Origin of the sequence: Janthinobacterium sp. GMG2, assembly GCF_033949445.1 — a bacterium.
Classification (GTDB): domain Bacteria; phylum Pseudomonadota; class Gammaproteobacteria; order Burkholderiales; family Burkholderiaceae_D; genus Janthinobacterium; species Janthinobacterium aestuarii.
The window spans coordinates 242,524-256,003 of the sequence record NZ_JAXAWA010000002.1 but is presented as its reverse complement, the minus strand read 5'-3'; the positions used below and the strand labels follow the sequence as shown (position 1 = coordinate 256,003).

The 13,480-nt window shown below is 63.4% G+C and carries 9 protein-coding genes and 1 pseudogene; 1 reads left to right on the top strand and 9 read right to left on the bottom strand.

The window, feature by feature from the left end; all coding sequences use genetic code 11:
• Positions 1 to 51: 51 nt before the first annotated feature.
• The 3 genes from SKZ59_RS07170 to SKZ59_RS07160 all read right to left on the bottom strand — a co-directional run bounded on the left by SKZ59_RS07170 (position 52) and on the right by SKZ59_RS07160 (position 2,573).
• On the bottom strand, positions 52 to 1,257 hold the full coding sequence (locus SKZ59_RS07170) for a phage tail tube protein (RefSeq protein ID WP_072453204.1): 1,206 nt from the start codon (positions 1,255 to 1,257) through the stop codon (positions 52 to 54).
• A gap of 331 nt (positions 1,258 to 1,588) precedes the next feature.
• A complete protein-coding gene (locus tag SKZ59_RS07165; protein WP_034751879.1) occupies positions 1,589 to 2,131 on the bottom strand; it encodes a zinc finger-like domain-containing protein in 543 nt (180 codons plus the stop codon).
• A 25-nt stretch (positions 2,132 to 2,156) separates the two neighbouring features.
• The gene (locus tag SKZ59_RS07160; protein ID WP_072453198.1) at positions 2,157 to 2,573 is read right to left on the bottom strand and encodes a FeoC-like transcriptional regulator; all 417 of its coding nucleotides are present in this window, start codon (positions 2,571 to 2,573) and stop codon (positions 2,157 to 2,159) included.
• Between the two features lie 149 nt (positions 2,574 to 2,722).
• Between SKZ59_RS07160 and SKZ59_RS07155 the strand changes: the two genes are divergently transcribed.
• Complete coding sequence (locus SKZ59_RS07155; protein ID WP_070304769.1) at positions 2,723 to 3,436, top strand: helix-turn-helix transcriptional regulator; 714 nt, start codon at positions 2,723 to 2,725, stop codon at positions 3,434 to 3,436.
• Positions 3,437 to 3,480: 44 nt separating this feature from the next.
• Here the strand turns inward: SKZ59_RS07155 and SKZ59_RS07150 are convergent.
• From SKZ59_RS07150 to prpC, 6 genes and pseudogenes are all read right to left on the bottom strand, one after another.
• Positions 3,481 to 5,382 (bottom strand): annotated as a pseudogene (locus SKZ59_RS07150) (propionate--CoA ligase); the annotation flags it as partial.
• 32 nt (positions 5,383 to 5,414) lie between these two features.
• Positions 5,415 to 6,641 (bottom strand): hypothetical protein, encoded by a 1,227-nt coding sequence (locus SKZ59_RS07145; RefSeq protein ID WP_319991213.1) that lies wholly within the window; start codon positions 6,639 to 6,641, stop codon positions 5,415 to 5,417.
• Positions 6,642 to 6,650: 9 nt separating this feature from the next.
• Positions 6,651 to 8,207, bottom strand: coding sequence for an MBOAT family protein (locus SKZ59_RS07140; protein WP_319991212.1), 1,557 nt, complete (start codon positions 8,205 to 8,207; stop codon positions 6,651 to 6,653).
• A gap of 156 nt (positions 8,208 to 8,363) precedes the next feature.
• Positions 8,364 to 9,554, bottom strand: coding sequence for a 2-methylaconitate cis-trans isomerase PrpF (gene prpF / locus SKZ59_RS07135; RefSeq protein WP_319991211.1), 1,191 nt, complete (start codon positions 9,552 to 9,554; stop codon positions 8,364 to 8,366).
• A 117-nt stretch (positions 9,555 to 9,671) separates the two neighbouring features.
• A complete protein-coding gene (acnD, locus tag SKZ59_RS07130) occupies positions 9,672 to 12,266 on the bottom strand; it encodes a Fe/S-dependent 2-methylisocitrate dehydratase AcnD (RefSeq protein ID WP_319991210.1) in 2,595 nt (864 codons plus the stop codon).
• 11 nt (positions 12,267 to 12,277) lie between these two features.
• Positions 12,278 to 13,432 (bottom strand): 2-methylcitrate synthase, encoded by a 1,155-nt coding sequence (prpC, locus tag SKZ59_RS07125; RefSeq protein WP_319991209.1) that lies wholly within the window; start codon positions 13,430 to 13,432, stop codon positions 12,278 to 12,280.
• Between the last annotated feature and the right edge of the window lie 48 nt (positions 13,433 to 13,480).

Below are 13,480 nucleotides of genomic sequence, written 5' to 3'. Positions count from 1 at the left end.
AAATAAAAAAAAGGCCGCCATCGCGGCGGCCCCGGTGCAGGCGCTGGCTGCTTACAGCGCGCTGTCCTGGATGGTCAGGGTGGTCGCTTCATGCTGCGCGTCCGTGCCCTTGTAGCGCAGGACGTCGAAGGCGCAGGTGACGATCTTGTTTTTCTCGCCGTCGTCGATCTTGGCCGAGGTGATCTTGATGCGGCCCATGGCAAGCGCCAGCACGTCGGCTGCCGGCGCCGTGCCCGACGCCATGGCGTAGGCCAGCGGGATTTCCGTCTCGGACTTGAAGTAGTCGAGGTAGGTGGCGTCCTGCAGCAGCACCGTGAACTGGCCCGAGCCCATCACCTTGCCGCGCGAGGCGGCCGTGGCGTACTTCGAGCCGATCACCGGGTCGACCTTGACCTGGCCGTCGAGCGAGACGGACATGCCGGTGCAGATCTGCGACGGGATGCCGTTCACCGACAGCATGGCCGTGGCGCCCGAGAATTTGCCCGTGCCCGGCGCGGCCAGCGGCGTGGCGAAATGCGGCACGGCCGTGGTCGGGCCTTCCGACTTGCCCATCAGGGTGAAGTCCAGGCTGGTGATGCCGTTCGGCTGCACGGCGATATCCATCTTGCTGACCAATTGGTCGACGAAGCTGCGGTGCACGCCGATGTTCGGGTCCTGCACTTCGGCCGTGAACCAGTCCGTGGTATGGCCGGTCAACGGGGTGAAGCTGCGCTTGCCGATGGCCGCCACGCCGACCGAGTCGCCGGCCGCCTTGACGATCATGGCCGAGCCGTCCATGAACTGGCCATTCAGGTTGGTAGCTGTCACCGACGTGACGAAGAAGTTCTTCGCGTTGTTGGCGGCCGCCGGTGCCGTCATGCCGGTGATGCGCACGACGCTGCCGGCGCGGAAGCCTTCGGCCAGCCAGGAACCGGCGCTGCGCGTCAGGCCGGAGGCGGCAGCGGCGATGGTCGTTTGCGCGGCAGCCACGCCGCCCGCCGTGAAGTCGCGGCGCAGCAGCGCGGCCATCAGCGGCGCGTACGTGCCGCATGCCGCTTCGGCCTTGATGGCGCCCGTGGTGCGGAAGTTGCCCAGGCGGGTATCGCCCTGCTGCTGGCTGGCGTCGATTTCGGCGCTCGCGTATTTGTCCGCTTCCGTGTCGAAGGTGGCCGTCACGCGGGGATAAATCTGGCCGCCGCCGGCGGCGGCCTTGCTGCCTTCGGCGCTTTGTTTGCTGATAACGATCACGCTGTCGATGCCGTTTGCTGTCAGTGCCATAAGTAATACCTTTCGTGGGATGAAAACCGCCGGGGCGGTCTTGTGGGAGAAACTGAAAAATGGGAGATGAAACGAAAAAGCCCGCGCGCGGTGAGGCGGCGGGCTGGCGTCCGGATGGCATGGGGCCATGCCGGATGGATGTTGGGCGAAGGGGCCATGAAGGCCGTTCGCTGCGCTGATTTCCCCTATCGGTGTCGCGCCGAAAGCGCGTCTATTACGAGTGGAGAAGCATGTGGTGTAGTGCTGTGTTGCCGGTGTTTCTGTTGCTGCGTGATCGAGACTCTATTGTAGGGGCGTTTTTTTCAGTGCCAGGCATATTGCAAAAAAAATTTCAGTGACCGAGACGGCGCATGGCGCGGGCACCGTGCGACTGGAAGATGCCTTCCAGTTCGCTGACCATGTCCTTGATGCGTTCAAGCTCAAAGCCGCCGGAGCAGCTGATGGCCGCTTCGCCGCCACCGTGGCACGCCTTGCAAACGACAGGCGCGCCGGCCTGCATGGCGGCGACGACGCCCGTGCCGTGGCACACCTTGCATTTGCTGTCGAGCCAATGCGCGAGCGACGCTTCGGCCACGCGGCGGTACAAGGTATTGGCGGCCTGCGCATCCCAGGCCGTCTGCGCCTTGACCCAGCGCCGCGCGCGGCCCTTCTGCGTCACGGCGGCCGTCCAGGCACGCAGCAGCTGCGCCAGGTTGCCCGCATTGCCTTCGAACAGGCGGCTGACGGTGCCGTCCGCGTATTTGACGCGGCACAGCAAGGCGCCCATGTCGCCGGCCAGCGCGGCCGCCGCGATCACGTCCAGGTCGTGGTGGACGGCATCGTCGCGCAGGTTTTGCGACGACAGCGATGCGATGAATTTTTCTGCGAATCCCATGATTTCTCCTCGTTCCTCGTTGATACTAATCGTTGTTACTTGCCGGGCCAAACAGCGCCGCCACCAGCGGATCGCGGCGCGCCGTGCCGCGCGCCCAGCTGGCCGTGCGGCGCACCTGCGGCGGCAGTTCGGCCCAGCCGTCAACCTCGTCATCCTGCTCGCCCAGGGCGTACAGGGCGGGCCGCTGGCGCCCCGGCTCGGTGCAATGGCGCTGCGCCAGATGGATCTGCCCCATGCCGCACATGTGGCGCAAATAGCGGCTCATGGTGCCCGCATCGAGTCCCAGCAAGGCGGACAACTGTGCCGCGCTGGCTTGGCCCTGCTCGCGGATGTACTGCGCGATGCGGGCGATATGCAGCTGCGACTTCTTGCTGCGTCCCTGTAACTGGCGCCCCTGCCGTGGCGCCGCCCTGCTTTCAACCAACTGACTGCTGTTCAACATCTGCCTGACCTCCCGTGGTGTCGCCAACCGGCAGACGCTGTAGTGCGTTTGCGACAGGCAACAAGTGGACTTTATCAATCGCTAATGTTAAAGTCAAGCATTTGGTAATTTATCAAACGGTAAATTTCAGGTTTAATGTGGAGATGAATATGTATCAATACAGACGCGACCGCCTGCTGGCCCTGATCCGCGAGCACTACGACAACACGCGCAAGAAGATTTCCGACGTCAGCGGCTGGAGCGAGGCGCGCATCTCGCAAATCCTCTCGCCCACCTACCGCGAGGGACGCGCGTTCAGCGAAAAGATCGCGCGCAAGCTGGAAGCGGATCTGCAGCTCGATAGCATGTACTTCGACCAGGGCGCGGCGCCCGACCAGGCGGCCATGGCCGCGCGCGCGCTGGCCGGCGCGCAGCCCGTGGTGGTGGAAGATGGCGAGGATGCGCGTTTTTACCCGATCCGCAAGGTGAAATTGCGGCTGTCGGCCGGCATCACGGGCTTTGCCATCGAACCGGAAACGCACGACGGCAGCACCATCAGCGTGCCGCGCAGCTGGGTCGAGCGCAATGGCTACCACCCTGAAAAACTGGTGGCGATCAAGGTCAAGGGCGAGAGCATGGAGCCGGCCCTGTACGAGGACGACGTGGTGATCATCAATACGGCCGACAACCGGCCGGCCGACGGCATCGTGTTTGCCATCAATTATGAAGGCGAACCGGTGGTCAAGCGCATGGCGCGCGATATCGGCGAATGGTGGCTGACGTCGGACAACCCCGATCAGCGCAAATACCACCGCAAGCTGTGCCGCGGCAATGAATGCCTGATCGTGGGCCGGGTCGTGCGCAAGGAAAGCGACCGGATTTGAAAGCGAAATTTATCGATTGATAAACTTCGCTTTCATCATGGCGCTTATGCCAGCGCTGTCTGGATCTGCTGCAGCGATGCCGGGTCATCCATCGACGTCAGATCGCCCGGGCTGCGTCCTTCGCAGATGGCCTGAATCGAGCGGCGCAGCAATTTACCCGAGCGCGTCTTCGGCAGCTGCGCCACGAACAGCACGCGCGCAGGCCGCGCCACGGCGCCCAGCTGGCGGTCGACGACGGCCATCACTTCGCGTTCCAGCACCGCTTTCGCTTCCACGCTGTCGAAGCCTTGCGGGTCCTTCAGGATCACGAAGGCCATCGCCACCTGGCCTTTGAGCTTGTCTTCCACGCCCACGACGGCCACTTCCGATACGTTCGGATGGCTGGTGATGCTTTCCTCGATTTCACGCGTGCCCAGGCGATGGCCGGCCACGTTGATCACGTCGTCCGTGCGGCCCAGGATGAAGTAATAGCCGTCCGCATCGCGCACGCCCCAATCGAACGTGGAATACACTTGCCGGTCGCTGAAGGTGGACCAGTAGGTATCGACGAAGCGCGCATCGTCGCCGTACACCGTCTGCATGCAGCCCGGTGGCAGCGGGCCTTCCAGCACCAGCACGCCCTTCTCGTTCGCGCCGCACTCCTCGCCCGTCGCTTCGTTGAGCAGCTTGACCTGGTAGCCGTACATGGCCAGGCCCGGGCTGCCCAGGCGCGTCGGCGTGTCGGCCACGCCTTTTGCCACCGAAAGGATCGGCCAGCCCGTTTCCGTCTGCCAGTAGTTGTCGATGATGTCCACTTTCAGTTCGTCGGCGATCCATTGCGACGTGGTTTCATCGAGCGGCTCGCCCGCCAGGTACAGTGCCTTCAGCGAGGACAGGTCGTGCTTGCGCATCAGCTCCACCGGATGCTTGCGCAGTACGCGGATGGCCGTCGGCGCCGAGAACATGCGCGTGACCCTGTATTTCTCGACGATGCTCCACCAGATGCCCGCATCGGGACAGACGGGCAAGCCCTCGTACAGGATGGTGGCCATGCCGGCGATCAGCGGGCCATACACGATGTAGGAATGGCCCACGACCCAGCCGATATCCGAGGTGGCAAAGAAGGTTTCGCCGGGCTTGCCGCAGAAGTTGTACTGCATCGACGACGCCAGCGCCACCGCATAACCGCCCACGTCGCGCTGCACGCCCTTCGGTTTGCCCGTCGTGCCCGAGGTGTAGAGCACATACGAGGGCTCGTTCGATTCGAGCCAGGTGACGGGCACCTGCGCGTCCAGGTGCTGCTCGCGCAGGGCCGCGTAATCAACGTCGCGGCCCTGCGTCAATTCCATCGGCACGAGATGGCGGTCGACCAGCAGCACCTGTTGCGGCTTGTGCGCGGCGATGCGAATGGCTTCGTCGAGCAGCGGCTTGTAGGTGATCGCCTTGCCATTGCGCGAACCGGCATCGGCGGAAAACACCAATTTTGGCTGCGCATCGTCGATGCGGCTGGCCAGGCTGTTGGCGGCAAAACCGCCGAAGACCACGGAATGCACGGCGCCGATGCGCGCGCAAGCGAGCATGGCAAACGCCGCCTCGGCGATCATCGGCATGTAGATCAATACGCGGTCGCCCTTGACCACGCCCAGCGACAGCAACATGGCGGCGCAGCGCTCCACTTCGCGCTGCAGCTCGCGAAAGCTGTAAGTGCGCTCCGTGTTCGTTTCCGTGGAAATGGCGATCAGCGCGGCGGCATCGCCCTGGCTGTCCACCCAGCGGTCAACGGCGTTGTGGCACAAATTCGTGGTGCCGCCGACGAACCATTTGGCGAACGGCGGCCGGGAATAATCGAGCACTTGCGAAAACGGGGTATTCCAGTCGATCTTTTCCGCTTCCTCGCGCCAGAAAGCGTCTGGCGTGTCGATCGAGCGTTGATAAAAACTTGCGAAATTCATGTCTCCTCCGGTGGTGGTTGTTTTCCATGCTTTTTTTACTTATCTGTTCATCTGCGTCCGCCGGCATGGCCATGCTGTTCAGCCAGCAGCTGCCTTGCAAACAATCCCGGCTGCGCCGCCACGCAGCTGCCGCGTTCCTGCGCGATCCGCGCGCGGTTTGCCTCCAGGTTGGCGTCATCGAGCGGCATGCCGAACTGCCCACCGTCCGGCGCAGTTTCCTGTGCCGACATCACGCGCCGCAGCACGATGTCGCCCAGCGCCTTCTTGAAATGTCCCGCTTCCCAGTACCAGCGCGTGGCCTTGCTCCGCTCATTGGCGGCAGGTATCGGCTCGCAGTTGTATGCGCCATAACCGCTGAAATCAGTCAGGGAAATCCGCGCGCCCGGGTACCGCGCCCTGACCTCGCCAATTGCCAGCACCAGCTGTGCTTTCCATTCCTCGAACAAGGGCCACAGCCCCGCATCCTCGAACATAGCCAGCATTTGCGCGTGGTACGGATAGATCACCAGCTTGATATCGGCTTGCGTGGCCGCCATCGCCAGCAAGAAGGTGCGCAACAACTGGAAATCTTCGGCGGCGAGGCCGCGCGTCGATTTGCGGCCCAAGTTGGCGGCGCTTTCCCGCGCCCGTTGCGCGAACATCTTGTGGTAGCCGTCCCGGCGCGCATGGGCGCCATAGTCGAGCAAGGGATTGAAGCCGTCGGCCGACATGGTCGCCGCCTCGCCATCATGCTGGATGCGCAGCGTGTGCACTGCATCCTTGACGGAGGCCAGCGAAAAGAGCGCATCGAAGCGCCAGTCAGCGCGGCCATGCGCGGGCGCAGCGGCCGCTGGTGCTTGGCGTGCGGCTGGCGCAACGGCGGGATTGAGAAAGTCAATGAACTCCATGCCCACGATGACCGTGTGCGGCTTGACGCCAGCCTGGCGCAATTGCGCGAACTGGCTGGCGGACGTGGCCAGGCCCGTGCCGGGTATCGCCAGGTTGTAGCCGGCGCCCAGCGCCGCAAGAGCGCTGGCGCGCGGGTCGAAGCCGATCTCGGCGCGCGAGTTTCCCAGGATGATGAATTGTGGCCGCAGACGCAGCGCATGTTCCTGCTTGATCTGGCTTTGATAGCGGGTCAGTCCCGGCTTGACGGCATTGAAATGGTCGCGGCGCACGATTCCATACACGCCATACGGGTCGACGATGAGCACAAAGGCGCAAACGATGATGGCCCCCGACACCAGCAGGAGCAGCATCGTCAGCAGATACAACCTGAATGGGGAGCGTGTCATGGCGGTCCCCTAAAATTGAAAGTACAGGAATTCGGCGGGCCGGTTCAAGGCCAGCGTGCTCGCCAGCGCCAGCGCGGCGATGGCGGCGGCCCACGCGGGTGAGGCGCGCCAGGTCAGCCTGCGCAAGCCGCCCAAACCGCCCGCCCCTGCCGCAGCCTGGCCGTCCTGGAAGTCCAGCGCCGGCTCGAAGCGCCGCATGATTTGCTGCGTATTGGGCATGGCGAAAATCAGCACGGCCGCCATCGCGATCCACGTCCAGCTTTCCACAAACGCCGTGCCGCCGCCCAGATAAAAGGATACGCCCATCGACGCGAGCACGGGCTGCACTGGCAGCAGATAGGAAGCCAGCGCATCGGGCAGGGCAAGACCGTAGCCGCCGGCCATGCCTTTTAATATTGTCAGGGCACTGGCCATATCGGAAGCGCGGAAGAAAACCCAGGCGATGCAGACGGCGGTAAAAGTAAGGCAAGTCGCCACGACATTGCCCGCACGCGTATCGGACGGCAGGTGAAGCGTGCGCGCCACCGTGCCCCAGCCCTTGTGGATAGCCAGGTAAGCGCCATGCAGCGCGCCCCAGACGATGAAATTCCACCCGGCGCCATGCCACAGGCCGCCCAGCACCATGGTGATCATCAAATTCAGGTAGCGCCGCGCGGGGCCGCAGCGCTTGCCGCCCAGCGGGATATACAGGTAGTCGCGCAGGAAGCGCGACAGGGTCATGTGCCAGCGGCGCCAGAATTGCGCGATATTGCGCGCTTTGTAGGGCGAGTCGAAATTGAGCGGCAAGCGCACGCCAAATAATCGCGACAAGCCGATGGCCATGTCGGAATAGCCGGAAAAATCGAAGTACAGCTGGAACGCGTACGCCAGTACCCCGCCCCAGGCGACCAGCAGCGATGGCGCGGCCGGATCGCTGAATAAGGGCGCCGCGTACGGACCGATGTTATCGGCGACCAGTACTTTTTTCGCCAGCCCGATGATGAAAATCGTCGAGCCGATGGCCACGTTCCTGGCCGAGAGCCGGAAGATCCGCTTGTCGGCGAACTGCGGCATCATCTCCTTATGGTGCAGCACAGGGCCGGCGATCAGGTGCGGAAAATACGTGACGAACAGCAGATAGTGGACAAAGCGGCCTTCCCGCGCCTTGCCCTGGTAGGTATCGACCAGGAAGGCGATCTGCGTAAACGTAAAAAACGAGATCCCGATCGGCAGCACCACGTGCAGGACGGGCATCGGTTGCGCCAGCAATTGCGCCAGGCTGGCAACGAAGAAACCCGCATACTTGTAATAGGCGAGCATGCCCAGGTTGGCGGCGATGGCCGCGATCAACAGGCCCTTGCGGTGGCGGATGCGTCCCGGCCCCAGCAAGGTGGCGCAACCGTAATTGAAGACGATGGAGCCGAGCAGCAGCGGCAGGTAGCGGTAGTCCCACCAGCCATAAAAAAACAAGGAGGCGCCGGCCAGCCAGGCGGCGGCCCATGACTGGCTGCGTCGTCCCAGGATGAAAAATCCCGCCACCGTGATGGGCAGATAAGCAAACAGGAAGACGTAGGAGTTAAATAGCATCTGTTCACCAGTCAGGAAGCGTGGGAGGCGGCCAGCGCCTGCACTACGCTCACGCGCATCGCGGCTGACGCCCCCCATTTTCCTTGTCGCTCAGTTTCTTTGCTAGCAGAAATATCAACTGATCTGCATGCGCATCCGTCTGTTTGGCCTGGCAGCTTAAAACGCGTCGCCGGGTACGCGCACGACACCTTCCATCAGCACGCGCGCGCTGCGGCTCATGATGGCCTTGGTGACGCTCCATGCGCCATCGGCCAGCGCCGCTTCCGCGCCCACCATCAGGGTGCCGGACGGATGGCCGAAGCGCACCGAGTTGCGGGGACCGCCGCCGGCCGCCAGGTTGACCAGGGTGCCGGGAATGGCTGCCGCCGTGCCGATAGCGACAGCGGCCGTGCCCATCATGGCGTGGTGCAGCTTGCCCATGGACAGGGCGCGCACCAGCAGGTCGATATCGCCCGCTTCCACGTTCTTCCCGCTGGACGAGACATAGCCGGCCGGTCTGGCGACAAACGCCACTTTCGGCGTGTGCTGGCGTTTCGCCGCTTCATCGAGGTGAGCGATGAGGCCCATCCGCAGGGCGCCATGCGCGCGGATGGTCTCGAAACGGGCCAGCGCGGCCGGATCGCCGTTGATGGCGTCCTGCAGCTCTGTGCCCGTGTAGCCGATGGCGTCCGCATCGACGAAAATCGTCGGGATGCCGGCGTTAATCATCGTGACTTTCAACACGCCGATGCCGGGCACGTCGAGGTCATCGACGAGGTTGCCGGTGGGGAACATCGCGCCACCGCCACCCTCTTCCTCCGCGGCCGGATCGAGGAATTCCAGTTTCACTTCGGCGGCCGGGAAGGTCACGCCATCGAGCTCGAAGTCGCCCGTTTCCTGCACTTCGCCATCCGTCATGGGGACGTGGGCGATGATGGTCTTGCCGATATTGGCTTGCCAGATGCGCACCGTGGCGATGCCGTTTGCCGGTACGCGGGCGGCGTCCACCAAGCCGCTGCCAATGGCAAACGAGCCAACGGCGGCCGACAGGTTGCCGCAGTTGCCGCTCCAGTCGACAAACGGCTTGTCGATGGACACCTGGCCGAACAGGTAGTCGACGTCGTGCTCCGGCTTGCTGCTTTTCGCCAGGATCACCGTCTTGCTGGTGCTCGAGGTGGCGCCGCCCATGCCGTCGATCTGCTTGCCGTACGGGTCGGGGCTGCCGATCACGCGCAGCAGCAAGGCATCGCGCGCCGCGCCCGGCACTTGCGCGCTGGCGGGCAAATCCTGCAGGCGGAAGAACACGCCCTTGCTGGTGCCGCCGCGCATGTAGGTGGCGGGGATTTTGATTTGGGGGGTGTGGCTCATGTCACTCCTGGAAAGAGGTAGGTCGGATTAGCGGGGCAGCGCCACGCGTAATCCGACACATTGATGGCGGGTTTCACAAATAACGTCGGATTACGCTGCGCTAATCCGACCTACCCGTCAGGCTGCCTTGGACGACTCCAGGAAATCCTGCGCAAACCGTTGCAGCACGCCGCCCGCCTCATAGATCGACACCTCTTCCGCCGTATCGAGGCGGCAGGTGACGGGCACTTGCACCGTTTCGCCGTTCTTGCGGTGGATGACGAGGGTCAGGGTGGAGCGCGGCGTGCGTTCGCCCACGACGTCGTAGGTTTCGCTGCCGTCCAGGCCCAGGGTCTTGCGGTTCACGCCAGGCAAAAATTCCAGCGGCAGCACGCCCATGCCCACCAGGTTGGTGCGGTGGATGCGTTCAAAACCTTCGGCCACGATGGCTTCCACGCCGGCCAGGCGCACGCCCTTGGCGGCCCAGTCGCGCGACGAACCCTGGCCATAGTCGGCGCCGGCGATGATGATCAAGGGCTGCTTGCGTTCCATGTACACCTCGATCGCTTCCCACATGCGCGAGATTTTGCCTTCCGGCTCGATGCGCGTGAGCGAACCCGCCTTGACTTTACCGTCCTCGATGACCATCTCGTTCTTCAGGGTCGGGTTGGCGAACGTGGCGCGCTGCGCCGTCAAATGGTCGCCCCGGTGCGTGGCGTAGGAATTGAAGTCTTCCTCGGGCAAACCCATCTTCGCCAGGTATTCGCCGGCCGCGCTATCGAGCATGATGGCGTTCGATGGCGACAAGTGGTCGGTCGTGATGTTGTCGCCCAGGACCGCCAGCGGACGCATGCCTTTCAATGGGCGTGCGCCAGCCAGCGCGCCTTCCCAGTACGGCGGACGGCGGATATACGTCGTCTGCGGACGCCAGTCGTACAGGGGACTGACCTTGATGCCGTCGTCCGCCTGCGCGGCAAACATCGGAATGTACACCTTGCGGAACTGCTCCGGCTTGACGCTGGAAGCGACGATGGCGTCGATTTCCTCGTCGGACGGCCAGATATCTTTCAGCAAAATCGGCTTGCCGTCCGAATCATGGCCCAGCACATCCTTCTCGATATCGAAGCGGATGGTGCCGGCGATCGCATACGCCACCACCAGCGGCGGCGAGGCGAGGAATGCCTGTTTCGCGTACGGGTGGATGCGGCCGTCGAAGTTGCGGTTGCCCGACAGGACGGCCGTGGCGTACAGGTCGCGCGACACCACTTCATTCTGGATCACGGGGTCGAGCGCGCCCGACATGCCGTTGCACGAGGTGCAGGCGAAAGCCACGACGCCAAAGCCCAATGTTTCGAGCTCCGGCATCAGGCCCGCTTCCTGCAGATACAGTTCCACGGTTTTCGAGCCGGGCGCCAGCGACGATTTCACCCAGGGTTTACGCGTGAGGCCCAGGCGGTTCGCATTGCGCGCGATCAGGCCGGCGGCGATCATGTTGCGCGGGTTGTTCGTGTTGGTGCAACTGGTAATGGCCGCGATGATGACGGCGCCGTCCGGCATCTTGCCCGGTTCGTTCTCGACCACGCCGGAAATCCCGCGCGCGGCCAGTTCCGACGTCGGCACGCGGTTGTGCGGGTTCGACGGACCGGCGATATTGCGCACGACGGACGACAGGTCAAACGTCAGCACGCGCTCGTACTGCGCGTCCACCAGGCTGTCGGCCCACAGGCCTGTCTCTTTGGCGTACAGCTCCACCAGCTTCACCAGTTCGTCGTCGCGGCCCGTCAGTTTCAGATACTTGATGGTTTGCGCGTCGATGTAGAACATGGCGGCCGTGGCACCGAATTCCGGCGCCATGTTGGAAATCGTGGCGCGGTCGCCCAGGGTCAGGTGCGAAGCGCCTTCACCAAAGAATTCCAGGTAGGACGAGACGACCTTTTGCTTGCGCAGGAACTCCGTCAGCGCCAGCACGGTATCGGTCGCCGTGATGCCCGGCTGTGGTTTACCCGTCAGCTTGACGCCGATGATGTCGGGCAAACGCATCCACGAGGCGCGGCCCAGCATCACGCTTTCCGCTTCCAGGCCGCCCACGCCGATGGCGATCACGCCCAGCGCGTCGACCATGGGCGTATGCGAATCCGTGCCCACAAGGGTGTCGGGATAGGCCACACCATCCTGCACCTGGATTACGGGCGACATGCGCTCGAGGTTAATCTGGTGCAGGATGCCGTTCCCCGGCGGGATCACGTCGACGTTTTTAAACGCTTTCTTGGTCCAGTCGATGAAGTCGAAACGGTCTTCGTTGCGGCGGTCTTCGATGGCGCGGTTCTTGGCGAAGGCATCGGGGTCGAAACCGCCGCATTCGACGGCCAGCGAGTGGTCCACTACCAGCTGCGTCGGTACCACGGGGTTGACGAGGGCCGGATCGCCGCCCTGGGCCGCGATGGCGTCACGCAGGCCGGCCAGATCGACCAGGGCCGTCTGGCCCAGGATGTCATGACAGACGACGCGCGCGGGGAACCACGGGAAATCGAGGTCGCGCCGGCGTTCGATGAACTGGCTCAGCGAGGCATTCAATGTCGCCGGGTCGCAGCGGCGCACGAGGTTTTCGGCCAGCACGCGCGAGGTGTAGGGCAAGGTGGCGTAGGCGCCTGGCTGGATCGCATCGACGGCGGCGCGCGTGTCGAAGTAGTCTAGCTGGGTGCCTGGCAAGGATTTGCGATGCAGGGTATTCATATTGATGCTCATTATTTGCGGTCCTTGATCGGCACGAATTCCAGGTCTTCCGGGCCCACGTAGTTGGCGCTTGGGCGGATGATCTTGTTGTCGATGCGCTGTTCGATGATGTGGGCGGCCCAGCCCGAGGTGCGCGAAATGACGAACAGCGGCGTAAACATCGCCGTCGGCACGCCCATCATGTGGTAGGACACGGCCGAGAACCAGTCCAGGTTCGGGAACATGTTCTTGATTTCCCACATGACCGATTCCAGGCGCTCGGCGATGTCGAACATTTTCGTGGAGCCGGCTTCCTGCGACAGCGAACGGGCCACTTCCTTGATGACCACGTTGCGCGGGTCGGAAATCGTGTAGACGGGGTGGCCGAAACCGATCACCACTTCCTTGTTGGCGACGCGCTCGCGGATATCCGCTTCCGCTTCGTCCGGGTTGTCGTAGCGTTTCTGGATCTCCAGCGCCACTTCATTCGCGCCGCCGTGTTTCGGGCCGCGCAGCGCGCCGATGGCGCCCGTGATGGCCGAGTGGATGTCCGAACCCGTGCCGGCGATCACGCGGCTGGTGAAGGTCGACGCATTGAATTCATGTTCCGCGTACAGGATCAGCGAGGTATGCATGGCTTTTTCCCATGACGCCGACGGTTTTTCGCCATGCAGCAGGTGCAGGAAGTGGCCGCCGATCGAATCGTCGTCCGTTTCCACTTCGATGCGCTTGCCGTTATGGCTGTAGTGGTACCAGTACAGCAGCATGGAGCCGAACGACGCCATCAGGCGGTCGGCGATATCGCGCGCGCCCGGCGCGTTATGGTCGTCTTTTTCCGGCAAGGTGCAGCCCAGCACGGACACGCCCGTGCGCATCACGTCCATCGGGTGGGCGGCGGCCGGCAGCGCTTCGAGCGCCAGTTTCACGGCCGACGGCAAGCCGCGCAAGGATTTCAATTTGGCCTTGTAGCCTTTCAGTTCGGCGGACGTCGGCAGCTTGCCGTGCACCAGCAGGTAGGCGATTTCCTCGAACTCGCAGCTGTCGGCCACGTCCAGGATGTCATAGCCGCGATAGTGCAAATCGTTGCCGGTCTTGCCGACCGAGCACAGCGCCGTATTGCCGGCGGTGATGCCGGACAGGGCGACAGATTTTTTAGGCTTGAAAGTGGCGGCTTGCGGTGCGGTCATTGTGTTCTCCAAAAATTGACTAGTCTCGGTTGCATCACTGCGGGGCCG

Excerpts from the sequence above, each read along its gene's own strand:
- SKZ59_RS07145 (WP_319991213.1), bottom strand. The coding sequence starts at position 6,641 with ATGACACGCTCCCCATTCAGGTTGTATCTGCTGACGATGCTGCTCCTG.
- SKZ59_RS07165 (WP_034751879.1), bottom strand. The coding sequence starts at position 2,131 with ATGGGATTCGCAGAAAAATTCATCGCATCGCTGTCGTCGCAAAACCTG.
- SKZ59_RS07160 (WP_072453198.1), bottom strand. The coding sequence starts at position 2,573 with ATGTTGAACAGCAGTCAGTTGGTTGAAAGCAGGGCGGCGCCACGGCAG.
- prpC (WP_319991209.1), bottom strand. The coding sequence starts at position 13,432 with ATGACCGCACCGCAAGCCGCCACTTTCAAGCCTAAAAAATCTGTCGCC.
- prpF (WP_319991211.1), bottom strand. The coding sequence starts at position 9,554 with ATGAGCCACACCCCCCAAATCAAAATCCCCGCCACCTACATGCGCGGC.
- acnD (WP_319991210.1), bottom strand. The coding sequence starts at position 12,266 with ATGAATACCCTGCATCGCAAATCCTTGCCAGGCACCCAGCTAGACTAC.
- SKZ59_RS07155 (WP_070304769.1), top strand. The coding sequence starts at position 2,723 with ATGTATCAATACAGACGCGACCGCCTGCTGGCCCTGATCCGCGAGCAC.
- SKZ59_RS07170 (WP_072453204.1), bottom strand. The coding sequence starts at position 1,257 with ATGGCACTGACAGCAAACGGCATCGACAGCGTGATCGTTATCAGCAAA.
- SKZ59_RS07140 (WP_319991212.1), bottom strand. The coding sequence starts at position 8,207 with ATGCTATTTAACTCCTACGTCTTCCTGTTTGCTTATCTGCCCATCACG.